This is a genomic window from Zoogloea sp. LCSB751 (assembly GCF_002028455.1).
Taxonomy (GTDB): domain Bacteria; phylum Pseudomonadota; class Gammaproteobacteria; order Burkholderiales; family Rhodocyclaceae; genus Zoogloea.
On sequence record NZ_MWUM01000008.1, the window covers coordinates 23,606 to 47,841 of the forward strand.

25 protein-coding genes are annotated in these 24,236 nt (G+C 66.0%); 5 read left to right on the top strand and 20 right to left on the bottom strand.

Annotated features, from left to right (window positions below; genetic code table 11):
- Positions 1-51 precede the first annotated feature (51 nt).
- On the bottom strand, positions 52-1,212 hold the full coding sequence (locus B4920_RS11060; RefSeq protein WP_079434746.1) for a class I SAM-dependent methyltransferase: 1,161 nt from the start codon (positions 1,210-1,212) through the stop codon (positions 52-54).
- Positions 1,213-1,326: 114 nt separating this feature from the next.
- On the opposite strand from B4920_RS11060, the gene B4920_RS11065 reads away from it, so the two are divergent.
- The 3 genes from B4920_RS11065 (at position 1,327) to B4920_RS11075 (ending at position 4,033) form a co-directional block, all read left to right on the top strand.
- The gene (locus B4920_RS11065; protein ID WP_079434747.1) at positions 1,327-2,076 is read left to right on the top strand and encodes a pteridine reductase; all 750 of its coding nucleotides are present in this window, start codon (positions 1,327-1,329) and stop codon (positions 2,074-2,076) included.
- A 68-nt stretch (positions 2,077-2,144) separates the two neighbouring features.
- Positions 2,145-3,080 carry a tRNA 2-thiocytidine(32) synthetase TtcA gene (gene ttcA, locus B4920_RS11070; RefSeq protein WP_079434748.1) on the top strand — a complete coding sequence of 312 codons (936 nt, stop codon included), beginning with the start codon at positions 2,145-2,147 and terminating at the stop codon, positions 3,078-3,080.
- Positions 3,081-3,169: 89 nt separating this feature from the next.
- Positions 3,170-4,033 carry an FHA domain-containing protein gene (locus B4920_RS11075; protein ID WP_139379494.1) on the top strand — a complete coding sequence of 288 codons (864 nt, stop codon included), beginning with the start codon at positions 3,170-3,172 and terminating at the stop codon, positions 4,031-4,033.
- Positions 4,034-4,113: 80 nt separating this feature from the next.
- Here the strand turns inward: B4920_RS11075 and B4920_RS11080 are convergent, their stop codons facing one another.
- The 17 genes from B4920_RS11080 to B4920_RS30740 form a co-directional block, all read right to left on the bottom strand.
- Complete coding sequence (locus B4920_RS11080; protein WP_079434750.1) at positions 4,114-4,416, bottom strand: PsiF family protein; 303 nt, start codon at positions 4,414-4,416, stop codon at positions 4,114-4,116.
- A 126-nt stretch (positions 4,417-4,542) separates the two neighbouring features.
- Positions 4,543-5,478: an HPr(Ser) kinase/phosphatase gene (gene hprK, locus B4920_RS11085; protein ID WP_079434751.1), complete on the bottom strand. Its 936-nt coding sequence runs from the start codon at positions 5,476-5,478 to the stop codon at positions 4,543-4,545.
- Positions 5,459-5,932: a PTS IIA-like nitrogen regulatory protein PtsN gene (ptsN, locus tag B4920_RS11090; RefSeq protein ID WP_079434752.1), complete on the bottom strand. Its 474-nt coding sequence runs from the start codon at positions 5,930-5,932 to the stop codon at positions 5,459-5,461. The genes hprK and ptsN overlap by 20 nt, the downstream gene beginning before the upstream one ends.
- A 159-nt stretch (positions 5,933-6,091) precedes the next feature.
- A complete protein-coding gene (raiA, locus tag B4920_RS11095) occupies positions 6,092-6,415 on the bottom strand; it encodes a ribosome-associated translation inhibitor RaiA (RefSeq protein ID WP_079434753.1) in 324 nt (107 codons plus the stop codon).
- 16 nt (positions 6,416-6,431) lie between these two features.
- Positions 6,432-7,892 (bottom strand): RNA polymerase factor sigma-54, encoded by a 1,461-nt coding sequence (locus B4920_RS11100; RefSeq protein WP_079434754.1) that lies wholly within the window; start codon positions 7,890-7,892, stop codon positions 6,432-6,434.
- A gap of 15 nt (positions 7,893-7,907) precedes the next feature.
- Complete coding sequence (gene lptB, locus B4920_RS11105; RefSeq protein WP_079434755.1) at positions 7,908-8,630, bottom strand: LPS export ABC transporter ATP-binding protein; 723 nt, start codon at positions 8,628-8,630, stop codon at positions 7,908-7,910.
- Positions 8,617-9,066, bottom strand: a complete 450-nt coding sequence (recX, locus tag B4920_RS11110) for a recombination regulator RecX (protein WP_079434756.1) — start codon at positions 9,064-9,066, stop codon at positions 8,617-8,619. The genes lptB and recX overlap by 14 nt, the downstream gene beginning before the upstream one ends.
- 24 nt (positions 9,067-9,090) lie before the next feature.
- Positions 9,091-10,122 (bottom strand): recombinase RecA, encoded by a 1,032-nt coding sequence (recA, locus tag B4920_RS11115; protein ID WP_079434757.1) that lies wholly within the window; start codon positions 10,120-10,122, stop codon positions 9,091-9,093.
- 215 nt (positions 10,123-10,337) lie between these two features.
- Positions 10,338-10,823 (bottom strand): nicotinamide-nucleotide amidase, encoded by a 486-nt coding sequence (gene pncC / locus B4920_RS11120; RefSeq protein WP_079434758.1) that lies wholly within the window; start codon positions 10,821-10,823, stop codon positions 10,338-10,340.
- On the bottom strand, positions 10,823-11,302 hold the full coding sequence (locus B4920_RS11125) for a phosphatidylglycerophosphatase A (RefSeq protein ID WP_079434759.1): 480 nt from the start codon (positions 11,300-11,302) through the stop codon (positions 10,823-10,825). The genes pncC and B4920_RS11125 overlap by 1 nt, the downstream gene beginning before the upstream one ends.
- Positions 11,299-12,267 carry a thiamine-phosphate kinase gene (gene thiL, locus B4920_RS11130; RefSeq protein ID WP_079434760.1) on the bottom strand — a complete coding sequence of 323 codons (969 nt, stop codon included), beginning with the start codon at positions 12,265-12,267 and terminating at the stop codon, positions 11,299-11,301. Before thiL ends, B4920_RS11125 begins: the two co-directional genes overlap by 4 nt.
- A 31-nt stretch (positions 12,268-12,298) precedes the next feature.
- A complete protein-coding gene (gene nusB / locus B4920_RS11135; RefSeq protein ID WP_079434761.1) occupies positions 12,299-12,778 on the bottom strand; it encodes a transcription antitermination factor NusB in 480 nt (159 codons plus the stop codon).
- Entirely contained in the window at positions 12,775-13,245 is a 471-nt protein-coding gene (gene ribH / locus B4920_RS11140) for a 6,7-dimethyl-8-ribityllumazine synthase (RefSeq protein WP_079434762.1), read from the bottom strand. Before ribH ends, nusB begins: the two co-directional genes overlap by 4 nt.
- Before the next feature lie 37 nt (positions 13,246-13,282).
- Complete coding sequence (ribBA, locus tag B4920_RS11145; protein WP_079434763.1) at positions 13,283-14,383, bottom strand: bifunctional 3,4-dihydroxy-2-butanone-4-phosphate synthase/GTP cyclohydrolase II; 1,101 nt, start codon at positions 14,381-14,383, stop codon at positions 13,283-13,285.
- The gene (locus B4920_RS11150) at positions 14,380-14,991 is read right to left on the bottom strand and encodes a riboflavin synthase (protein ID WP_079434764.1); all 612 of its coding nucleotides are present in this window, start codon (positions 14,989-14,991) and stop codon (positions 14,380-14,382) included. Before B4920_RS11150 ends, ribBA begins: the two co-directional genes overlap by 4 nt.
- A 219-nt stretch (positions 14,992-15,210) precedes the next feature.
- Entirely contained in the window at positions 15,211-15,645 is a 435-nt protein-coding gene (locus B4920_RS11155; RefSeq protein ID WP_079434765.1) for a cyclic nucleotide-binding/CBS domain-containing protein, read from the bottom strand.
- Positions 15,646-15,735: 90 nt separating this feature from the next.
- The gene (locus B4920_RS30740) at positions 15,736-15,870 is read right to left on the bottom strand and encodes a hypothetical protein (protein ID WP_256376086.1); all 135 of its coding nucleotides are present in this window, start codon (positions 15,868-15,870) and stop codon (positions 15,736-15,738) included.
- Between the two features lie 196 nt (positions 15,871-16,066).
- Between B4920_RS30740 and B4920_RS11160 the strand changes: the two genes are divergently transcribed.
- Entirely contained in the window at positions 16,067-20,359 is a 4,293-nt protein-coding gene (locus tag B4920_RS11160) for a PAS domain S-box protein (RefSeq protein WP_161493287.1), read from the top strand.
- Positions 20,360-20,404: 45 nt separating this feature from the next.
- Here the strand turns inward: B4920_RS11160 and B4920_RS11165 are convergent, their stop codons facing one another.
- Positions 20,405-21,553 carry an alkene reductase gene (locus tag B4920_RS11165; RefSeq protein ID WP_079434906.1) on the bottom strand — a complete coding sequence of 383 codons (1,149 nt, stop codon included), beginning with the start codon at positions 21,551-21,553 and terminating at the stop codon, positions 20,405-20,407.
- 101 nt (positions 21,554-21,654) lie between these two features.
- Between B4920_RS11165 and B4920_RS11170 the strand changes: the two genes are divergently transcribed.
- Positions 21,655-22,560 carry a LysR substrate-binding domain-containing protein gene (locus B4920_RS11170; RefSeq protein WP_079434767.1) on the top strand — a complete coding sequence of 302 codons (906 nt, stop codon included), beginning with the start codon at positions 21,655-21,657 and terminating at the stop codon, positions 22,558-22,560.
- A gap of 39 nt (positions 22,561-22,599) precedes the next feature.
- On the opposite strand, the gene B4920_RS11175 is transcribed toward B4920_RS11170, so the two are convergent.
- Positions 22,600-24,177, bottom strand: coding sequence for a methyl-accepting chemotaxis protein (locus B4920_RS11175; RefSeq protein WP_079434768.1), 1,578 nt, complete (start codon positions 24,175-24,177; stop codon positions 22,600-22,602).
- Positions 24,178-24,236: the final 59 nt, after the last annotated feature.

Sequence of the window (24,236 nt, forward strand, 5' to 3'; positions counted from 1 at the left end):
CCGTTCCGGTCAGGCCTGCCGGCTCGTTGAGCCAGCAGGCCTTTTTGCTTTTTAGAGCGCGTGGAGGCGGTCGCCGCGGATGAAGCCGAGCAGCGGCTGGGTGAGCTCCTTGCCCAGCGCGATGACCTTGAACAGTTCGCCCATTTCATGGGGGCCGGTGAGGCGCTGTACCGCCTTGGAGGCGCGGATGTAGTCGACGCCGTCTTCCGGTGCCCGGCGGGCCAGGCATTCCAGCACGCCGCAGTTGAACAGCAGCGTGGCCTGGTTGGTGTAGCCGAGCACGTCCAGGCCGGCCTCGAAGCCGGCCTCGGCTACCGCGGTGAAGTCCACGAAGGCGGTGATATCGTTCAGCCCCGGCCACAGGAAAGGGTCACCGTGGGCGTGGTGGCGGAAGTAGCACAGCAGCGTGCCGGTAGCGCGGCTGTCGAGGTAGTACTCGGCCCGCGGATAGCCATAGTCCACCAGCAGCATGGCGCCGCGCTCCAGGCGCGCCGCCCATTCGGTGATCCAGGCCCGCCCGGCGAGGTTGATCTCGCTGACGTATTCGCCTTCGTCGGGCAGCGGCACGTCGAGAGCAGCTGCCGCCTCGGCGACCTTGCCCGTGGCCGGTTGGTCGGCCCAGACGAAAGTGCCGTCCGCGCCGAGGGCCACGCCCCGCTCGAAGATGCCGTCCGGCCGCCAGGCGACGAGATGCACAGGCATCACGTCGAGTACCTCGTTGGCGACCAGTGCGCCGGAGAAACGCTCCGGCAGCCCGTCCAGCCAGCGCACCCGGGAGGCCAGGTGGGGCACCTTGGCGGCGAGGGTGTCGAACTGGCGTTCGCGCAGTTCGCCGGACACCTCGAGGATGCCATAGCTCTCCGGCAACGCGCCGCGGTGCTCCAGTTCGAGCAGCAGGTCCGCAGCCAGCAGCCCGGTGCCAGCGCCGGCCTCGATGATGTGGGGTGCCGACAGGTCCATGATCTGCTGGACTTGGGCGGCCAGCGCCTGGCCGAATAGCGGGGTCAGCTCCGGCGCGGTGATGAAGTCGCCACCCGGTCCGAACTTGTGGGCGCCGCCACTGTAGTAGCCAAGGCCCGGGGCGTACAGCGCTTCGGCCATATAGGTGGCGAAGGAGATCCAGCCACCCTGGGCCTCGATCAGGCTGCGCAGGCGGGAAACGAGGCGTTCGCTCTGGGCGAGTGCGTCGGGCGAAGGCTGGGGCAGGTTCATGGCGGCGGCGAGTAGGGGAAAATCCGCATTTTACCCGTTCGTTGCAGTGCACCGTCGAGGGGGCGGGCGCCGTATGATTACGCCCTTCGCTTGAATTCGCTCCCCTTGGTAGTCATGATTGAAGATCCAATCGCCCCGGTCGTGCTGGTGACGGGCGGTGCCCGCCGTGTCGGTGCCGAGCTTGTGCGTTGTCTGCATGCGGCCGGTGCCCAGGTGGCCGTGCATTATCGTCATTCCCGTGATGAGGCCGAGGCCTTGGTTGCCGCACTGGAGCGGTTGCGTCCGGGCTCGGCGCTGGCACTGCAGGCGGACCTGCTGGACTGTGCGGCCCTGCCGCGGCTGGTCGAGGCCGTGGTGGCGCATTTCGGGCGGCTCGATGGGCTGGTCAACAATGCCTCGAGTTTCTTCCCGACGGCCCTTGGCGACATCGACGAGGCAGCCTGGGGCGACTTGATCGGTTCCAACCTGAAGGCGCCGCTGTTCCTCGCCCAGGCGGCAGCCCCTCACTTGACGGCAAGCGGCGGAGCAATCGTCAACATCGTCGACATCCATGCCGAACGGCCGTTGAAAGGCTACCCTTTGTACTGCGCGGCAAAGGCCGGCCTGCTGGGCCTGACCCGCGCGCTGGCGCTGGAGCTGGCGCCGCGGGTGCGGGTGAACGGTGTCGCTCCGGGGGCGATCGAATGGCCCGATGACGGCCAGTTTCCGCCGCAGGAGCGGGAGCGCATCGTCGCCCATACGTTGCTGAGGCGGGTCGGTTCGCCGTCCGACATCGCCCGTACGGTGCGCTTCCTGCTGTTCGATGCACCGTACGTAACCGGCCAGATATTGCCGGTGGACGGCGGGCGAAGCGCCTATTTATAAGCTATTTAACACTTGTCCCGATCAGCATTAAATGCGATCGGACTATAATTCGCGGAAATTGAATTGACATGGAACAAGTAGTGCCAGCTCTTGCCAACCAGGCAGAAGAACAGCCTGAAACGGAAAGCCGCCATTCCAACACTTTCCTTCGCCTGAAGAAATTCCTGATGCGCAAGGTGGGCGAGGCCATTGGCGACTATCGCATGATCGAGGACGGTGACGTGGTGATGGTCTGTCTGTCCGGCGGAAAGGACTCGTTCACGCTGCTGAGCCTGCTGATGGAATTGCGGGAGAGGGCACCAATCGATTTCCGCATCGTTGCGATGAACCTCGACCAGAAGCAGCCGGGTTTTCCCGATCACGTGTTGCCCGCGTATTTCGAATCGGTCGGCGTGGAATACCGGATCGTTACTGAAGACACTTACAAAATTGTCAAGGACAAGATTCCTGAAGGCAAGACGACCTGCTCACTGTGCTCGCGCCTGCGACGAGGCATCATCTACCGCACGGCGAAGGAGCTCGGTGCAACCAAGATTGCCCTCGGCCACCATCGCGACGACATGATCGAGACCCTGTTTCTGAACATGTTCTTCGGCGGGAAGATGAAAGCCATGCCGCCCAAGCTGGTCAGCGATGATGGGCAGAACGTGGTCATCCGGCCGTTGGCCTACTGTTCGGAGAAGGATATCGAGCGGTTTGCCCGTGGCATGGAATACCCGATCATCCCGTGCAACCTGTGCGGCAGCCAGGAAAACGCCCAGCGCAAGCAGATCAAGGCCATGCTGCGTGACTGGGACGAGCGTTTCCCGGGGCGTATTGTGTCCATTGGCACCGCCATGAAGAACGTCGTGCCGTCGCACCTGGCTGACGCCGAGCTGTTCGATTTCCGCAACGTGTCGCGGGATACGCGGGTTGAACAGGGCGACATCGTTTTTGACAATCCGGAGCTGCCGGTCAATCCGGAAGACAAGGCAGCCATCCCGATCGGAATCTGGAAGAGCTGATTTCATGAGATCCTGCTTTGCCCCCGCCGGAAGCCACCTGGTCCGGATCCACCTTTTTCCGCCTGGCGCGGATCGCGGAGTCGTCCAGTATGTCTGATCGCGCCAAGGCGCCCTGCCTCCTCTTCGCCGAAATTGCCGGCGGTATTCTCCTTGCCGAAAAACTGGGTGAGGCCGAGGCGGCCTACGCGGTCGAACGCAGTCTGAACCGCATGTCGCGCTGTGCCGAGGCCTACCAGGCCATCGGTTTCGCGGTCCGGCGGGAGTCGCTGGTGGCCCATTTTCCCGATGCGGATTCAGCCTTGCTGGCGGCCCGGGAAATGCGCGAGCGGGTTCGGGCCCTGCCCCCAATGAGCGGCATCAAGCTGGTGCTGAAAGCGGGTGTGGTACTGGAGACGGAGGCCGAGGGGCTGGGGCTGGACGCTGAAAAGCTCGCCGTGCTGTTGGTCGAAAGTCACGGTCCCGACAGCATCGCGGTGTCGGAGAACCTGGGGCGCGTCTTGACGCCCTCCCTGCGTCGCATGTTGGGGCAGTCGGAGGATGGGGCGGGCGAAATGCCCATTCCGGTTCTCGAGCTGGGGGAAGCGCCTCCACCCACGCCGGCGGAACTCCGTCATGAGGCGCTACAGGCTCACAAGCACATGCGGATCAGCTATCGTGGGCGCAGCTGGGTACTGGATGGGACTCGCCCGGCCCTGTTGTTCGGGCGCGATACCGGTAACGACATCGTGATCACCGACCCGCGGGTGTCGCGCCAGCATGCCCGCCTCGAGCTGCGCAACGGTTTGTTCTATCTGGCCGATTCGAGCACCAACGGTACTTTCCTGCTAGAGGAGGGCAGTCCGGAGCACTGCGTCAAGCGCGAGGAGTTCATCCTCGGGGAGAAGGGACACATCGGCTGCGGATTTTCCGTTAACGACAACATGTCCGACGTGGTGGCATTCGCCCTGGGCTGATCGGTCGAGTTCTCCGACCCGAACGACAAAGGGCCGCGATGCGGCCCTTTGCACGTGGGTGAAACCGGTCCGGCGACCGCTCAGCCCTTGAGGCAACTGCTCATGAACTTCTTGCGCTCGTCGCCCTTCAGCGCCTTGTCACCCGCTTCCTTGTTACAGGACTTCATTTTGTCCTGCTGGGTAGTCTTGCCGTCCTTGGGGGCAGCGGCGGGCTTGGCAGACAGACAGTCCTTCATGAAGGCCTTGCGTTCATCGCCTTTCTTGTCGGCGGCGGAGGCATTGCATTCCTTCATCTTGTTTTGCTGGGTTGTCGCGGCAAAGGCGGCGGGTGCCAGGCTGGCGGCAAACAGGGAAACAGCGACGCTCAGGATAATTTTTTTCATCAGGCCACTCCTCGTATGGACGGTTTGTCGGTGCTGCTCATGCATCATAAACGCACTGCGGGACGAACTGTTGACGGCGGAAAGGCGCGCCGATGGGGCGTTTGCGACGAGATGTATCCGCACTTGTCAGAAGCCGCTTTCTTCCATCGCACGGCGTTGGCGGTCGACGAATTCCTGGGTCGAATCGATGCCGCGCAGTAGCAGGATCGTCGACCGCACGGCAGCTTCGAGCAGCACGGCCAGGTTACGACCGGCCGCCACTGGCAGTACGACACGGCGCACCGGTACGCCGAGGATGGGCTGTTGCTCGCCGTCAAGGGTCAGGCGCAGGGGATCCTCCTGGCCTGGCTGACGGCGCTGCAGGTGGACCACCAGCTTGAGCTTCATCTTCCGCCGGCAGGCCGTCTCGCCGAAGATCGTGCGGATGTTGAGGATACCGAGGCCGCGCACCTCGATGACATCCTGCAGCAGCTCGGGGCAACGCCCTTCCAGCACGGTGGGGGCGATGCGCGAGAATTCGACGATGTCGTCGGCGACCAGGCCGTGGCCCCGGGAGATCAGCTCCAGCGCCAGCTCGGACTTGCCGGCGCCTGAATCCCCGGTGATGAACACGCCGAGTCCCAGTACGTCCATCAGCACGCCATGCAGCGCGACCCTTTCGGCCAACTGGCGCGACAGGTAATTGCGCAGCAGGTCGATGACGTTGGCCGATGGCAGCGGGCTGGCGAAAAGGGCGATGTCCTCGTTGGCGCAGAGGGTGCGGATGATGCTGGGGATGTCCTCGTCGTCGGCCACGACGAGAGCCGGCGGGGCGTAGGAGAGGATCTCCCGCACGTGGTGGATGACTTTTTCGCGGGTCTGGCGACGGGCCCAGGCCATCTCGGAGGCGCCGAGGATCTGCAGCCGGTCGGGGTGGATCAGGTTGAGGTGGCCGACCATGTCGGCGGGCCAGATGCGGTCTTCGGAGACCGAAATGCGGGTCGCCAGGCTGCCGCAGATATGGCGTAGCCGCAGGCGTTCCAGGTTGTCGTCAAATAGACGGCTAACCGTTGTCTGACGCATGGCTGCCCCATTGGGCGAAAAGGGTATGGGCGGCCTGCGCATCGGGCGCGTTCATCAGTTGTTCGCGGAAATTGCGGTCGCTGAACATCTGGGCCAGTTCGGACAGCAGTTGCAGGTGATGTTCGTTGGCCTGTTCAGGGACCAGCAGCACGAACAGCATCGAGACAGGGCGTCCGTCAGGCGCGTCGAAGGGAACGGGGTCGGCAAGGCGGATGAACGCGCCCAGTGCCTCCTTGAGGCCCTTTATGCGGCCGTGGGGAATGGCGATGCCCTGGCCGAGGCCGGTGGAGCCGAGCTTCTCGCGGGCAAACAGGCTGTCGAAGACGGTGCTGCGGCCGATGCCGTGGTTGTTCTCGAACAGCAGGCCGGCTTGCTCGAAAGCGCGCTTCTTGCTGCTCGCCTCGAGTCCGACGACCACATTGGTCGGCGGTAAAAGTTTGGCGATGAGGTTCATGCGAGGACTCTCCCGTGTGCGGAGCGGGCCGACACAGGTTGCCGGTGGAAGGCGATTCAGGAAGATCCGGGGGCGGAGGCCGCCGGGGCCGTTGTGTCAATTGGGGCGCATTATAGCCACAACGGTCCCGGGGAAAAGGGTATTACTCGACGCCGGGAATCAGGACTCGGCGAGGTGCTGCTTGAGGGAGTCGTGACCGTGGTCGGCAGTCTTGTCCTTGTACTTCAGGACCTGACGGTCGAGCTTGTCGATCAGGCCATCGATGGCTGCGTACATGTCGGCATCTTCGTTCTCGACGTAGATGTCCTTGCCGCGCACGTGCACGGTGACTTCGGCCTTCTGACGCAGCTTTTCCACCGAGAGGATCACGCCGACGCTGGTGACGTTGTCGAAGTGACGGATCACGCGGTCGAGCTTGGTCGTGACGTACTCGCGGATGGCCGGCGTAACTTCGACGTGATGCCCCGTGATGTTGAGGTTCATGGTTGCTACCTTTCTGTCAGATGGTTTTGCGCAGACTGACCGGCGGAATATCGAGGGACTCGCGGTACTTTGCAATCGTCCGGCGAGCCACCACGATACCCTGCTGGCCCAACAACTCGGCAATCTTCGCGTCGGACAAGGGCTTCTTCTTGTCTTCCGCCCCCACGAGCTGGCGAATCAGCGCCCGAATCGCCGTCGAGGAGGCAGCTCCACCGCTGTCGGTGGCGACGTGACTGCCGAAAAAATACTTGAATTCGAAAATGCCCCGCGGCGTGGCCATGTACTTTTGGGTGGTCACCCGCGAAACGGTGGATTCGTGTAGATCCAGCTGTTCGGCAATCTCCCGCAGGGTAAGCGGACGCATTGCCACATCGCCATAATCGAAGAACTGGCGCTGGCGGTCAACGATCGCTTGCGAAACGCGCTGGATGGTGTCGAAACGCTGCTGCACGTTCTTGATCAGCCAGCGGGCTTCCTGCAGGTGGCTCGACAGGGAGCCGCTGGCGCCGCGGTTGTCGCGCAGGATCTGGGCATACAGCTGGTTAATGCGCAGGCGCGGCATCGCGTCGGGGTTGAGGCTGACGACCCAGTTGCTGCGGAGCTTGCGGACCACCACGTCGGGCACCACGTAGCGGGTGTCGGCCTGGGAAAACTGGGCGCCGGGGCGCGGGTTGAGGCCCAGGATCAGCGCGTGGGCCTCGCGCAGGGTGTCGTCGCTGCAGCGCAGTGCGCGCTTGATCTTCAGGAAGTCGCGGGAGGCCAGCAGTTCGAGATGCTCGCTGACGATGGCGATGGCCAGGTCACGGACTTCGCTGGGGGGCAAGGGGTGCAGCTGCAGGGCCAGGCATTGACCCACGTCCTGGGCGCCTATGCCGGCCGGGTCCAGGCTCTGGATCTGGCGCAGCGCGATCTTGAGGTCGTCCAGCTCGATCTCCAGCTCGGGCGGCAGCAGCGGCAGCAGGTCCGCCAGGTCCTGGCTGAGGTAGCCGTCATCGTCGAGGGCTTCGATCAGGAAGCGCACCAGGGCCCGGTCCCGGTCGGACAGGGGGGTGAGGGCGACCTGGGCGTCCAGGTGGTCGCGCAGGGAGGGGACGGCCGCCTGGAACTCCTGGAAATCGGTCTCGTCATCGTCGTCCCGCTGCCCGCCGCTGCCGGCCGCGGCCCATTCGCCGGCTTCGCCGCCACCGTCGAAATCATGGTCCGGCTCGCGCTCGCGTTCGGACTCCCGGGATTGCTCCTGCTCGCGCTCGTGGGCGGCCTCGCTGCCGGCCGGCGCCAGGGGGCCGGGGGCCTCGACGCGGCTCGAGCCGAGGTCGCCCTCGGGCTCTTCCCGTTCGAGCATGGGGTTTTCCAGGAGAATCTTTTCGATTTCCTGGTTGAGTTCGAGGGTCGACAACTGCAGCAGCTTGATGGACTGCTGCAGCTGGGGGGTCAGCGCGAGATGCTGGGAGAGTTTGAGCTGGAGACTGGGCTTCATGAGTCGTATCGGGCCTCAGAGCCTGAAGTGCTCGCCGAGGTACACCTGGCGGACCTGTTCGTTGTGAACGATCTCGTCCGGGCGGCCACTGGCCAGCACTTCGCCGGCGTTGATGATGAAGGCACGGTCGCAGATGCCGAGGGTTTCACGGACGTTGTGGTCGGTGATCAACACACCGATCCCCTTGTCCTTCAGGAAGCGGATGATTTTCTGGATATCGATGACGGCGATCGGGTCGACGCCAGCGAAGGGTTCGTCCAGCAGGATCAGGCGCGGGTCGGTGGCCAGGGCGCGGGCGATCTCGCAGCGCCGGCGTTCGCCACCGGACAGGGAGATGGCGGTGCTGTCGCGCAGGTGTTCGATGCCCAGCTCGTTCAGTAGCTCGTCGAGGCGGGTGGCGATCTGCGCCTTGGAGAGGCTCTGCAGCTCGAGCACGGCCTGGATGTTTTCCGCCACCGTCAGCTTGCGGAAGACGCTCATCTCCTGCGGCAGGTAGGACAGGCCCAGGCGGGCGCGCTGGTGGATCGGGCGATGGGTCAGCACCTCGTCGTCGAGGGTGATCTCGCCACCGTCAGCGGCCACCAGACCGACGATCATGTAGAAACAGGTGGTCTTGCCGGCGCCGTTGGGGCCGAGCAGGCCGACCACCTCGCCGCTGCCAACGTCGAAGGAGACGTCATGAACGACCGTGCGGGCCTTGTACTTCTTGCGCAGGTTGCTGACTTTAAGCAGGCTCATCGCCGGGGTGTTCTTTCAGGACTCTACGAATGATTTCGGTGGAAAAGCCGCGACCTTGAAGGAATCTCGCCTGCCGTGCCCATTCTCGCGCGTCTGTGGGGGGCGTGGCGAACTTTCGGCGATGGATGTCACGGGCACGCTCGAGCTCGGTGTCGGTGGTGTTCTCTTCGATGGCTTCGCCGATCAGCTCGGCGGGTACGCCGCGGCGGGCCAGTTCCAGCTTCAGGCGGGCTGCACCGAAGCGGCTGGCCTTGGCGCGTACGTAGGCGTCGGCGAAGCGGGCGTCGGACAGCAGACCGAGGTCGATGAGACGGTCGAGCTCGGCGCCGACCTCCTCCGGGCTGCCGAGCGTGCCGAGCTTGCGCGCCAGCTCCGCGCGGGAGTGTTCCCGCTGGGCCAGGCAGCGCAGGGCACGCTCATGCAGGGTCATCGCCATCGGCCTGTGGTCCTCGTCCGGGGGTCAAGCCGCCGCTGTTGCCGTCGGCGGCACCACCGCCATTTCGGGCAGGCCGACCGCTACGCGGATCTTGTTTTCGATCTCGCGGGCGATGTGCGGGTTGGTCTTCAGGAACTCGCGGGCGTTGTCCTTGCCCTGGCCGATCTTTTCGCCGTTGTAGGCGTACCAGGCGCCGGACTTGTCGACGAACTTGTGCTGGACGCCCAGGTCGATGATCTCGCCCTCGCGGGAGGTGCCTTCGCCGTACAGGATGTCGAACAGGGTTTCGCGGAACGGCGGGGCGACCTTGTTCTTGACGACCTTGACCTTGGTCTCGGAGCCGATCACCTCGTCGTTCTTCTTGATGGTGCCGATGCGGCGGATGTCCATCCGCACTGATGCGTAGAACTTGAGCGCATTGCCGCCGGTGGTGGTTTCAGGGCTGCCGAACATCACGCCGATCTTCATGCGGATCTGGTTGATGAAGATCACCAGCGTGTTGGTGCGCTTGATGTTGGCGGTCAGCTTGCGCAGCGCCTGGGACATCAGGCGGGCCTGCAGGCCGGGCAGCTGATCACCCATCTCGCCTTCGATTTCGGCCTTGGGGGTCAGGGCCGCGACAGAGTCGATGACAACCACGTCCACGCCGCCGGAACGCACCAGCATGTCGGCGATCTCGAGGGCCTGTTCGCCGGTGTCGGGCTGGGAGATCAGCAGGTCGCCGATGTTCACGCCGAGCTTCTGGGCGTAGGTGACGTCCAGTGCGTGCTCGGCGTCGATGAAGGCCGCTGTGCCGCCGAGCTTCTGCATCTCGGCAACGACCTGGAGGGTCAGCGTGGTCTTGCCGGAGGATTCCGGACCATAGATCTCGACAACCCGGCCACGCGGCAGACCTCCGATGCCGAGGGCGATGTCGAGGCCCAGGGAGCCGGTGGACACGGTCTGGATGTCGCTTTCGACTTCGCCATCACCGAGGCGCATGATCGATCCCTTGCCGAACTGCTTTTCGATCTGCGAAAGGGCAGCGGCGAGGGCCTTGGCCTTGTTGTCATCCATTTGTCTTGATCCTTGTGATAAGGGTTTTGGAGATTATGGCACAGAGTTTGCGTAGGAGTGGACGCAGGTGCCGCAGCAAATTTTCGCCACGAGGCATGTGACGGTGCTGGTATTTTATACAGTTGCTGGCGGGCGTCCAGCGAAATTGCTGAGCATTATTGCAATCCGCATGCCGGGTGACTTTTTGGGGGCCGCGCGCGCCGGCGCCGGGATCTTCAGCGGTAGCGGCGGAGCAGTTCTTCGAGGGCGAAGACGACGGCCTGGCGACGCACTGCTTCACGGTCGCCGTCGAAGCGGCAGGTGGCGGTCTGGGCTGTCTCGCCGCTGCGGATCCAGCCGAAGCAGACGGTGCCGACGGGTTTTTCCGGTGAGCCGCCAGTGGGGCCGGCGATGCCCGAGATCGACAGGGCCAGGTCGGCCTCGGCGCGTTCCAGCGTGCCGCTGGCCATCGCCGCGGTTGTCTGTTCGCTGACTGCGCCGTAACGCGCCAGCGTCATCGGCGAGACGCCGAGCAGCGCGCACTTGGCGTCGTTGGAGTAGGTGATGAAGCCGCAGTCGAACCAGGCCGAACTGCCGGCTGTGGCGGTGACCACTTCGGCGACCCAGCCGCCGGTGCACGATTCCGCGCTGGCCAGCCGCCAGCCCTTGTCCTGCAGATGCTCGCCGACGAGGCGGGACAGGGTTTCCAGTTGAGCGTCCATCAGCCGATGATCCTCATCAGGATGGCCAGCACCAGCAGCGAATAGCCGGCGGCCAGCAGGTCGTCGAGCATCACGCCGAAGCCGCCGCGGGTGCGTTCGTCCACCCAGCGGATCGGCGGTGGCTTGACGATGTCGAAAAAGCGGAAGGTCACGAAGGCGGCGGCCTGCCAGGCCAGCGTGGCGGGGGTCAGCCACAGCACCAGCCAGATCGCGACGATCTCGTCCCACACGATGCTGCCGTGGTCGGCCACGCCGAGGGCGCGGCCGGTGCGTTCGCAGGCCAGCACGCCGAACAGGAAGCAGGCCACCAGCAGCGCGGCAAACATCCCGTCTGACAGCGGTGCCGACACGAAGGGGAACAGCGCCCAGCCGGCCAGCGTGCCGAAGGTGCCGGGGGCTTTCGGTGCCAGGCCGGAGCCGAAGCCAAGGGCCACGAAATGGGCCGGATCGGAAACCAGGAAGCGCGGCGTGGGTTTCATGCGTCGCGGCCGAAGTGGTCGTAGCCGCGTGCCGTGGCAGGTCGCAGTTGGCCGTCGCGGGTGCGTAGCGAGAGTTGTTCGGTCTGCGCCGTGATGTGGCCGATGCGGTGCAGCGGCAACGGCAGGTTTTGCGAAATGGCCTCGATGTCGCCGCGGCGGTCAGCCGGGGCGGTGAACAGCAGTTCGTAGTCGTCACCGCCAGCGGTGCAGGCGGCGAAGGCTCGCGCTGCGTCGCCGCAGGCGGCGGTCAGCGTGGCGATGGGCAGCGCGGCTTCGTCGATTTCCGCGCCGACACCGGATAGTTCGAGGATGTGGCTCAGGTCGCCGAACAGACCGTCGGAGACGTCCAGCATCGCGTTGGCAAGCCCGCGCAGCGCCAGGCCGAGGGCGACCCGCGGCTGCGGCCGTTGCAGGGCCGCCAGGCAGTCGTCGCGATTGGCTGCGGCCAGCTGGATCTCGCCGCGCAGATCGGCCAGACCGAGGGCCGCTCGCCCAGGAGCGCCGGATACCCACAGGTCGTCGCCGGGGCGGGCGCCGGAACGGGTGACTGCGGTGCCGGTGGGGACTTCACCGAAGATTGTCGGGCACAGGTTGAGGGGGCCACGGGTGGTGTCGCCGCCGATTGCGTCGATGCCGAAGGCCTCGCAGCACGCGAAGAAGCCGCGGGCGAAGGCCTCTATCCAGGCTTCGTCCGCGTGAGGCAGGCTGGCAGCGAGGACCACCCAGCGCGGTTCGGCGCCCATCGCGGCGATATCGGAGACATTCACCGCGAGGGTCTTCCAGCCGAGGTCTTCCGGATCGGTGTTGGCGAAGAAATGCGTGCCGGCCACCAGCATGTCGGTGGAGATGGCCAGCTGCATGCCGGCCCGCGGCCGGATCAGCGCCGCGTCGTCGCCCACCGCCAGGTCGGTGTGGCGGGCGGGACGCGTGAAGTGCCGGCGGATCAGGGCGAATTCGGAAGGCATCGCGCAGGGACGGTCCGGCGGCGGCGCCGGATCAGCTCGACGAATTGCCGCTACGGGCGCCGCGACGCTGCTGGGCGTTGGCTTCCACCTCGTCGGCGCGCACACGGGCCGCGAGCTTGTCGAGCACGCCGTTGACGAACTTGTGGCCGTCGGTGCCGCCATAGCCCTTGGCCAGCTCGATGGCCTCGTTGATGATGACCCGGTACGGCGTTTCCGGGCGATGCACCAGCTCGAAGGTGGCCATCAGCAGGATGCCGCGTTCGATCGGCGACAGCTCGTTGAGGGGACGCTCGATGTAGGGGGCGAAGGCCACCTGCAGATCGGGCGCGTTGCCGATGGTGCCGCGCAAGAGGCCCAGGAAGAGGTCGCGGTCGCACTTGTCGAAGCCGCCTACCTCGCCCATCTGGCTTTCGATGGCGGTCAGCGAGGACTGGCTCAGCAGCCACTGGTAGATGCCCTGCAGCGCAAATTCGCGGGCACGGCGGCGGGGGGACTTGTTCGGCGTGCTCATGCCAGGGCCTTCAACAGACGAGCCATCTCGACGGCAGCCTGGGCGCAGTCGGCGCCCTTCACCTGCATGCGGGCCAGCGCCTGGTCGTCGTCCTCGGTGGTGAGGATGCCGTTGGCGATGGGCACGCCGGTGTCCAGGGTGACGCGGGTGAGGCCGGCGCCCTGCTCGTTGGAAACCAGCTCGAAGTGGTAGGTCTCGCCGCGGATCACCGCGCCGAGGGCCACCAGCGCGTCGTAGCGGCCGCTCTTGGCCATGACCTGCAGCGTCAGCGGGGCCTCGAGGGCGCCGGGCACGGTGGCGATGGTGATCGCGTCGGGGGCGACGCCGAGGCGCAGCAACTCGGCGGTGCAGGAAGACAGCAGGCCTTCGCAGACGTCGATGTTGAAGCGGCACATGACGATGCCGACGCGGAGGCCCTGGCCGTCGAGGCTGGGGGCGATTTCGGGGATGTTGTCGTAACGGGGCATGGGGTTACCTGAAAGGAGGATTCGTGGGCCGGTGGGCTCAGGCTTCGGGCGCGACGTGGCCGACGACGGTCAGGCCGAAACCGGCCATGCTGGGGATCTTGCGCGGGCTGGCCAGCACCTTCATCTTGCCGACCTTGAGTTCGCGCAGGATCTGGGCGCCGATGCCGAACAGGCGCGGGTCCCACTTCTGGGCCGGCTTGGCGGCGGCTGGGTCGCCGGACAGCTGGGCGAGCAGATCCTGGCCGCTCTGCGGGCGGTACAGCAGCACGATCACGCCGTTGCCGTGTTCGGTGATGCGTTTGAGGGCGGCGTCCACCGGGAAGCTGTGGCGGCCGCTGGTGGTGTCGAGGAAGTCCAGCACCGACACCGGCTCATGGACGCGGACGAGGGTTTCAACGTCGGCGCAGATGTCGCCGTACACCATCGCCAGATGGACATCGCCGGAGGTCTTGTCCTCGAAGGCGCACAGGCGGAACGGACCGTGGGCGGTATTGACGGTCTTCTCGCTGACTTTCTCGATCAGCTTCTCGGTGCGTGCTCGGTATTCGATGAGGTCGCGGATCGCGCCGATCTTCAGGCCGTGCTCCTGGGCGAACTCGATGAGTTCGGGCAGGCGGGCCATGGTGCCGTCGTCGTTCATGATCTCGCAGATCACCGACGCCGGTTCCAGCCCGGCGATGGCGGCCAGATCGCAGCCGGCTTCGGTGTGGCCGGCGCGGATCAGCACGCCGCCCGGCTTGGCCATGATCGGGAAGATGTGGCCCGGCTGCACGATGTCGGTGGACTTGGCGTGGCGGGCCACGGCGGCCTGCACGGTGCGCGCCCGGTCGGCGGCGGAGATGCCGGTGGTGACGCCCTCGGCCGCTTCGATCGACACCGTGAACGCGGTGCTGAACTGGCTGCGGTTGTCCCGCGCCATGTGGTTGATGCCCAGCTGGCGGCAGCGCGCTTCGGTCAGCGTCAGGCAGATCAGGCCGCGGGCATGCTTGGCCATGAAGTTGATGGCTTCCGGCGTGATGTACTCGGCGGCGATGACGATGTCGCCTTCGTTCTCGCGGTCTTCCTCGTCCACGAGGATGACCATCTTGCCGGCCTTGATGTCGGCGATGATGTCCTGAATGGGAGCCAGTGCGCTCATGCGGAGGCTCCTTCGTCGCTGTTGCGCCAGGCCTGCATGCGCTCCACGTAGCGGGCGATGAGGTCGATCTCCAGGTTCACGGTGCTGCCGGCGGCGAGGCGCTTGAGGGTGGTGACCTGTACGGTGTGCGGGATCAGGTTGATCGAGAAGTCGCGGCCTTCGACGCGGTTGACCGTCAGGCTGACGCCGTCGATGGTGACCGAGCCCTTCTTGGCGATGTAGCCGGCGAGGGCGGCCGGGGCGCGGATGATCAGTTCATGGCTTTCGCCGATCGGCGCGAACTTGACCACTTCGCCGATGCCGTCCACGTGACCGGTGACCAGGTGGCCGCCCAGGCGGTCGGCCAGGCGCAGGGCCTTCTCGAGATTCACCTCGCCGGGTTCGGCGAGGCCGACCGTACAGTTGAGGGTTTCGCGGGACACGTCGAAGTGGACGGTCTTGCCTTCGCGGGCAATCACCGTGAGGCACACGCCGTTGTTGGCGATGCTGTCGCCGAGCTGGACGTCGTCCAGGTCGAGGGTGCCGACGTCCACGGCGAGGCGTACGCCGTCTTCAAGGGGCGACACGCTCAGGATGCGGCCGGTGGCGGCAACGATTCCGGAGAACATGGGTTTGGGGCTTCGAGAGGGGAAAACGCGATTCTAGGCGATTTCCGCGCGGGGCTGGCGCTTTGTGCGGACGGGGTAAAGCCCGGCTGACGTCCGCTGGGGCGAATTCATTCGCCCTCGGACTCCGTTCAGCTCGCTGAAGGCTAATGAATCGCTCCAGCGAGAGCGAACCCCCAGCGCGGGAACCGGTCCCTGCTGGGGGCAGTGAAGCCGGGGGAATTAAAGAATCTCGGCGATGTGGTCGCGTTCCTTCAGTTCCTCCTCGAACTGGCAGATCTCGCGGCCCAGTGCATTGCGTGCCGACACCATACCGATCGGACGGCCGTTTTCAACCACCGGCACATGGCGGAAGCCGCCTTCGAACATCATGTGCAGGGCGTGATCGAGGGGCTTGTCGGGCGTTGCGGTCTGCAGCTTGACCGACATCACCTCGGAGAGGAGCGTCTTGTCCGGGTCGAGGCCCTTGGCGACGACCCGGTTGAGCACGTCGCGCTCGGTGAACAGTCCGCTCAGCAGGCCTTTGTCGTCCACCACCAGGATCGCCCCGACCTTGGCGTTGGCCATGGCGATTGCCGCGGCACGGACGCTGGTTTCGGCGATGGCGCATGTGACGGACTGGCCGTCGATGACGTCACGCAGGGTTCTATTCGGCATCGTTGTCTCCTTTATAGGTGTGTATTGAAGATGCAGACAAAGTGAACAAAAAAGCGGGGCGCCCGGGCGTCCCGCCGGTAATCTGGAGCGTCAGGTGCTTGCCGGAGGCTGGGCTGGCCTGCTGATGTCGGGCTTGGTGTGTTTGCCGGTGTTGGCGCCACAGGCCTGTGCTGCAGAGATGCATCCCAGGGCCAGAGCGAGGAAGAGGACGACGGAGCGGGTCATGGGGCTGCGCCTCCGGGAGGGATTTGATGATTAATCATGGAACGTCCGGGGCGCTTTCGCAAGTTGCGAAAAAGTACCGCCTTACCTGTGTTGGGCAGCGTGGCAAGGGGGCGCGCTTAGGCATACCATCGTGCGGTGGCGGATGGCGCTTGGCTGTCCGGACTCCGATGCGTACATGACGGGCAGCGCAACACCAATGACAAGCAGTCCCGATCCAAGCTTCCCGGGGGAAGCGGAAGCCTTCCATACCCTGCTCGAACTGGCCTCCAGGGAAACCGGGGTGGACCTCGACCGCTACAAGGAAGGCACCTTGTACCGTCATGTCCTGCGGCGTTGCCGGCTGCTGGGTCTGGCCACGCTCGCCGACTACCTGGCCCATGCGCGAACGCATCCGGACGAACTGGCCTGCCTGCAGCATGGCTGCATGGTGTCCGTGTCGTCCTTCTTCCGCGATGCCGAGGTGTTCGACGAACTGGCGCGCAGTCTGCGGGCGATGGTTGCCGGACTGCCGGCCGGTGTGCCGCTGCGGGCGTGGGTACCGGCCTGCGCTACCGGCGAGGAGGCCTACTCCATCGCGATGCTGCTGGCCGAAATCGTCGATGAGCAGGCGGTGCCCCGCCAGGTGCGGATCTTCGCCACCGACATCGACCAGGATGCCCTCGAGCTTGCCCGTGCCGGCCGTTACGGCGCTGCCGAACTGGAAGGCCTGGGAGACGAGCGGTTGACCCGCTGGTTCGTTGCGGACGGAGACGCCTGGCGGGTCGGCAAGGCCCTGCGGGAATTGTGCGTGTTCTCGCTGCACGATCTCACCGGGCACCCGCCCTTCATCCGCATGGACCTGATCAGCTGCCGCAACATCCTGATCTATTTCAAGCCCGAGCAGCAGGCCGAGCTGATCCGCAACTTTCACTTCGCCCTCAATCCGGGCGGGTTCCTCTTTCTCGGCAAGGCCGAGTCCATCGGTTACGCGCAGGCCTTGTTCGAACCCGTCGATGCCGCGGGAAAGCTGTACCGGCGTAGCGTCGCCGCCGGCGCGGCGCACGCGCCCAGCTTCCGCCACGGGGCGCCCGAGCGGGTCGCCCGGGTGGCCCCGCGGATGCACGCCCGCCCGCAACGCGAGGCTTTGGCCGAACAGGCCCGTGATCTGGTGGTGGACGCCTACGGCCCACCGGGCGTGCTGGTGGATGCCAATTTCGAGCCCCTGCATTTTTTCGGTGCGTCGCGGCGCTACTTTGCGCTGCCGGTGGCCAGCGCCGACTTCTCGGTGTTTGCGCTGGTCCTGCCGGAGTTGCGTGGCGAGCTCAAGGCCCTCGGACTGCGCATGCGCCAGGATGCGGCCGAGGTGCTGCGGGGTATCGGCGCCCAGGTGCGCATCGGTGAGGAGACCCTGCGTGTCCGTCCGGTACTGCGGCGGGTTGCCGGGCCGGACGGCGTGCCATCGGGGGCCATGCTGATCAGCTTCGAGGAAACCCCGGTCAAGCCGGTGCCGCCGGCGGATGCCGGAAGCGGCGGGCTGGCGTCCGCCGAGGCGGCGGATGAGATTGCCCGTCTGCGTCAGGAGCTGGCCGATACCAGGGAGCACCTGCAGGCGGTCATCGAGGAGCTGGAGGCGTCCAACGAAGAACTGCAGTCCCTCAACGAGGAGATCCAGGCCTCGAGTGAAGAATTGCAGGCGTCCAACGAGGAGCTGCAGGCCTCCAACGAGGAACTCACGACGCTCAACGAAGCGCTGCGACTGAAATCCCTCGAGTACGTCCAGCTCAACACCACTCTCGCCAACATCCAGGACTCCATCCGCTCCAGCCTGGTGGTGGTCGACCGGGATGGCCGGGTGACCCGGTTCAATGCGTTGGCCGGGCGCGTCTTCGGCCTGTTGCCCGGTGACATCGGCCAGTTCCTGTACGGCGTGCCCTGTTACCTCGACCTGCCGCTGTTGCGGGAATGGGTGAGCGGCGTGGTGGCCGGCCAGGGGTCGCGGGTCGAGCACGTGCAGCAGCACGATCTGCATTACCTGGTGCAGGTGGATCCTTACCTCGACGAAGTCGGCGGCAATGCCGGCGCGGTGCTGACCTTCACCGACATTTCCGAGCTGCGCCGCGCCGAGGATGCCCAGGCCCTCAGCGAGGCCCGCTTCCGCCAGGTCTGGGATTCCAGCGTCGAGGGCTTGCTGGTGGTCAAGCCCGACGGGGAAATGCTGCTCGTCAACCCGGCTTTTGCGCAGATGTTCGGCTACACGGAAGACGAACTGATCGGCAAGCCGGTCGAGATCCTGGTGCCGGAGTCCCAGCGGGACGGCCACGGATTCCGGCGCGAGCGCTATCACCACAGTCCTGCGCAGGCGCAGGCGCTGATGTCGCGCCGCAACCTGTGCGGCTGCCGCAAGGACGGCAGCGAGTTCGCCATCGAACTGAGCCTTGGCAGCCTCAATATCGACGGCGTGGACCACGTGCTGGCCACCGTGTCCGATGTCACCGAGCGCAGCCTGGCGGAAGAGCTCCTCAAGGCCAGCGAACGACGCCTGCGCCTGGCCCTCGATGCGGCGCGGGCCGGTTTCTGGGAAGTCTTCCTCGAGAGCAACAACCACTACTGGTCCGATGAGCTGTGGGGCCTCTACGGGCTCGAGCCCGATTCCGTCACCCCGTCCCACGAGGCCTGGCTGGATACCGTTCATCCGGCCGACCGCGCCCCGGCCGACGCCGTGATTGCAGAAGCGCGCGCCCGCGAAGAGCGTTTCGAGATCGAATGGCAGGTCAAACTGCCCGACGGCCAGCCCCCCCGCTGGCTGCTGTCGATCGCCCAGCCGGTGCGCGGCGCCGACGGCCGGGTGCGCAGCTACATCGGAATCGTCATCGACGTGAGTGCCCGCCGTCTCGCCGAAGCGCGGCGCCGCGAGAGCGACGCGATGCTGGCTACCATCCTCGACAACGTGGGCGCCTACATTTACATCAAGGACACCGACTACCGGTACACCTACGCGAACGGTGCGGTATGCCGGCTGTTCGGCGTCGAGCGAGAGCAGATCTGCGGCAGTAACGACGATGCCTATTTCGACGCAACGACCGCCCGTACCCTGCTTGCCAACGACCGCCGGGTGATCGAGGGCGGCGAGCGCATCGAGATCGAGGAAACCAATGTGGACGCCCGCAACGGCGAGACCCACAGCTACATCTCGGTCAAGCTGCCGCTGCGCCGGGATAACGGCTGCATCTATGCCCTGTGCGGTATTTCCACCGACATCACCGAACGCAAGCGCGCCGAACAGGAGTTGCTACGCCACCGCCAGAATCTGGAGAGCCTGGTGGATGCGCGCACGCGGGAACTGCTGCAGGCCAAAGACGCCGCCGAATCGGCCAACCGGGCCAAGAGCGCCTTCCTCGCCAACATGAGCCACGAGATCCGCACGCCCCTCAACGCGGTGCTCGGCATGGCGCGGATCATGCAGCGCGACGGCGTCAGTCCGACCCAGGCCGAGCAGCTCGGCAAGATCGACGGCGCCGCCCAGCACCTGCTCGGTGTCATCAACGACATCCTCGACCTCTCCAAGATCGAGGCCGAGAAGTTCATCCTCGAGGAAGGCGAATTTGCGCTGGACGGGGTGGTGGACAACGTGGCGGCAATGATCCACGACCGCCTGACTGCCAAGGGCTTGCACCTGCAGGTGCAGGTGGAAAGCCTGCCCCATCTGCTGCGCGGCGATGGCACACGCTTTACGCAGGCCCTGCTCAACCTGGCCAGCAACGCCGTCAAATTCACCGAGGCCGGCACCATCCTCCTCGGCCTGCGGGTGGAACAACGCCAGGGTGATGCGCTGCAGGTGCGGGCCGAGGTGTGCGACCACGGCATCGGCATCCCGGCAGAGGTTCTCCCCAAGCTGTTTCGCCCCTTCGAGCAGGGCGATGCCTCCACGACGCGCCGTTTCGGCGGTACCGGGCTCGGCCTGGCGATCACCCGCCGGCTGGCCGAGCTGATGGGCGGCGATGCAGGGGTGAGCAGCGCCGTCGGTCAGGGCAGCACCTTCTGGTTCACCGCCTGGCTGGGCGTCGGGCGTTCCGTTCAACAAGCGCTGCCCGATGACGGTGCCGGCGAGTGCGCCGAGAGCGTGCTGCGCAAGGAGTACCGCGGTGCGCAAATCCTGCTGGTGGAGGACGAGCCGGTGAATCAGGAAGTCGCCAAGCTGTTCCTCTTCGACGCAGGACTGGACGTGGCCGTCGCCGGCAACGGCGCGGTGGCGGTGGACATGGCGGCTGGCTCCCCCTTCGACCTGATCTTGATGGACATGCAGATGCCCGAGATGGATGGCCTGGAGGCCACCCGTCGGATCCGCGCACTGCCCGCCTATCGGCAGGTGCCCATCATCGCCATGACCGCCAACGCCTTTGCCGAGGACCGTGCCCAGTGCATGGCCGCCGGCATGGACGACTTCCTGTCCAAGCCGGTGGACCCCGACCGCCTGTTCTCGACCATCCTGCGCTGGCTGCGGCGGCGCTAGAGGTTAGAGGCGCTCCACAACAGGATCTACTCCTGCCGGGTGCGCTCAGTCGAAGCTTTCCAGCGCTACCTTGCCGAGGGCGGAGCCGTGCTCTTTGGTGATGGCGGTGTGGAACGGATACGTGGTGTAGCCGTGGGCGTCGCCGCCGAAGAAGGTGGTGGCGTCCGGCGTGGTGAGGGGCCAGCCGTGCTGCAGGCGGGCCGGCAGGTCCGGGTTGGCGATGAAGGGCCGGCCGAAGGCCACCAGGTCGGCGTGGCCCTTGGTCAGCACCGCATTGGCGCGGGCCAGCGTATAGCCGCCGGCAACGATGATCGGGCGCGGGAAGGCCGCGCGCAGGTCGGCATGGAAGGCTTCCGCCGCCGGGTTGGGCTCGGGCTCTTCGGGCTCGTTGGTGTGCAGGTAGGCCACCTCCCGTTCGTTGAGAAAGGCCGCCGCGGCGAGGGCGGTCGGCAGGCTGTCCGGGCAGTCCATGCCGCGGATCTGGTTGCGCGGCGACAGGCGCACGCCGGTGCGTTCGGCGCCGATCGCCCCGATCACCGCGTCCACCACCTCGCGCAGGAAGCGCAGGCGGTTGTCCCGGCTGCCGCCGTAGTCGTCGTCGCGGCGGTTGGAGGTGGTGCGCAGGAACTGGTCGATCAGGTAGCTGTTGGCGGCGTGGATCTCGACGCCGTCGAAGCCCGCCTCGATGGCGTTCAGCGCCGCCTGGCGGAAGGAGGCGACGATGGGCGCGATCTCCGACCGTTCGAGGGCGCGGGGCACCGGGCAATCCACCATGCCGCCCTTGCCGTCGGGCCCGGCCAGCCAGATCTGGCCCGGGAAGGCGACCGCCGACGGCGCCACCGGCGTCGCGCCGCCGCGCAGGTTCGGGTGGGACATGCGGCCGCAGTGCCAGATCTGCAGGAAGATGCGCCCGCCGGCTGCATGCACCGCGTCGGTGACGAGGCGCCAGCCGGCAATCTGCCCGGCGCTGTGCACGCCCGGCGTCAGGGAGTAACCCTTGGCGTCCGCCGAAATATCGGTGGCCTCGGCGACGATCAGCCCGGCCGAGGCGCGCTGGGCGTAATACTCGGCATTCATCGCGGTCGGCACGTTGCCCGGCTGGCCGGCGCGGGCGCGGGTCAGCGGTGGCATCACGATGCGGTTGGGCAGCGTCAGCGTGCCGAGGGAGAAGGGTTGGAAGAGGGGTGCGTTCATGATGAAGGCCTGAAGGAAGTGGAGACGGAGCCAGTCTAGGCAAGGGGTGGCCATTTGATAATTGGGCTAGGATTTGATGCATTCTCAAACGAGGTTTGAAAATGATTCACCTGGCCGACGTCCAGCTCTTCATCCGCGTCAGCGAACTCGGCAACATCAGCGCCGCCGGGCGGGCCCTCGGCCTCAGTGCCGCCGCCGCCAGCGCCGCCATCAAGCGCTTGGAGCAGCGCGTGGACAGCCAGCTCTTCGAACGCTCGACCCGCTCGCTACGGCTCACCCAGGCCGGCGAGAACTTCCTCGCCTACTGCAGCCAGTCCCAGCAACTGCTCGAAGAAGGCCTCGCGGCGTTGCGCGAAGGGCGCGAGCAGCTCAGCGGGGATATCCACCTGGGCGCCCCGTCCGACCTGGGGCGCGGCCGCCTCGACGCGCTGCTCGAAACCTTCCGCCTGCGCCACCCGCAGGTCCGGCTGGTCATGCACCTGTCCGACAGCCTCACCGACCTCTACCGCCACCCGGTGGACCTGGTACTGCGTTACGGCCTGTCGGCCGACTCCAGCCTCATCGGCCGCAAGCTTGCCGACAACTGCCGTGTGCTGGTCGCTGCGCCGGACTACCTGGCCCGCCACGGCACGCCGGCCACCTTCGAGGAGCTGGCCGGCTGCAACTGCATCTGTTTCTACCGCAACGGCGAACTGTTCGACCGGTGGAGCCTGTTCCACCAGGGCCAGCAAAAGGAGATCGCGGTGCGCGGCGACCGCGCCGCCGACGATGGTGCGCTGGTGCGCCAATGGGCGGTGCAGGGCCACGGCATCGCCTACAAATCGCGCCTGGATGTGGAAGACGACCTTGCCGCTGGCCGCCTGGTGGAGCTCTTCCCCGACGCCCGCGGCGAAGCTTCGCCGCTCTACGTGGCCTACCCGAGCCGGCGCTACCAGCCGGCGCGCATCACGGTACTGCTGGGCTATCTGGAGGAAGCGTTTCGCGGAGGGCGTCCGGCGGCACCGTAGGCGCAGGCGCGAATCTTGGTCCCGAACCGCGCCCGGCCCTCACACCCGGAAGCGCGCCACCTCGGTCTGCAGATCCTGGGCCAGCCGTTCCAGTTGCGATGCGGCCGACGAGACGTCCGACGCCGATGAGCGGCTGGCGTCGGTCATCTGCGCAATGCGCTCCACGTTCCTGGCGATCTCCGCGCCGGCGATGCGCTGCTCCCGCAGCGCCGTCGAAATGTCGGTAATTGCCCCCAGCACGCCTGCCGAGCCGTCGCTGATCTGCTGCATCGAGCTTCCCGCCGCCTCGATCTGACGCACGCTGTCGGTGACGAACTCATTCCCCTTCAGCATCACTGCCGATGCCGCCTCGGTGCTGTGCTGCACGGAAGCCACCTTGGTGGTGATGTCCTGGGCCGAGCTGGTCGTCCGCTCCGCCAGCTTGCGCACCTCGTCCGCGACGACGGCGAAGCCGCGCCCCTGCTCCCCGGCACGGGCCGCCTCGATGGCCGCGTTGAGCGCCAGCAGGTTGGTCTGGTCCGCCACGTCCTTGATCACCTGCACGATGCTGCTGATGTCCTGTGCCTGCTGGCCGAGGGTCTGCATCTGGGTGGTGGCGTCGTTCACCACCTGGGCAACCCGCTGAATCTCGGCGACGGCCTTCTGGACGTCCTGGCCCCCCTGGCGCGACAGTGTCCCCGACTGCTGGGCCTTCTCCTCTGCCTGGGTGGCGTTGTCGGCTACCTGGTCGATGCTCACCGAAAACTCCTCCACCGAAGCAGCCACCGACGAGGTCGCATCGCTCTGCTGATTGGATGTCTGCAAAACCCCGTTGGCTGCCGCGCTCAGCTGGGCCGATGCACTGGAAAGCTGGTGCGAACGGTCCCGCGTGCGCTGGACGATGGACTGCAACTCGGCGACGAAGGCATTCACGCCTGCCGCCACCTCGTCCAGCTCATCCCGGCCCCGGTTGGGCAGGCGCTGGGTCAGGTCGCCCTGGCTGAGTGGTGCCAGCTGCCGCAAGATCGCCTGCAGGCTGGACTGCAGCGACAGGGACACGCCGATGATCACGGAGGCGGTGAGCACGATGCCCACCGCCAGCAGGCCGATGACGATCCAGAACACCTCGGACGACACCGCTTGCGCCTCTTCCACACCCTTTGCCGATTCCTCCCGCCGCTTGGCGATGAAACCGTCCAGCTCCGCCTGGAAGGGTTTGAACTGCTGGCTGTAGACCTGCAGCAACGCCTCGTTGGCGTCTTTCGGATCGTCTGCCGCCGTGGCGAGCAGCTTGAGCGAAGCGTCCCGATACTGTTCCCAGCGCGTCAGAATCCCGACCAGCGCATCGCGGACCTCGGCCCGGCGGATTGCCGCGACCGCATGCTGGCCGTTCTGCTCAATGCTCTGCGAGGCGGTGGCGAAGATCTCCTTGGTCGTCGGCAGACGCGGATCGAGCATGACGGTTATCGCCGCGCTGGCCTTCACTTCCAGCAGGTCGGCCACGTAGCTCTCGCGCCGATGGGCCGTGTCTTCGACGGACCGGATGGCATTGAGCCCCCAGATGGTGGCGGCCGCAATGATGAGCAGTCCCGTTACCGTGATGCCGCCAAGGGCCCTGAGTTTGGTACGTATGTTCATGGAGAGCCTCCCTGAGATAAGGAGAAGAGGAGTGAGCCGTCGAGAATGTTAAGTGAGTA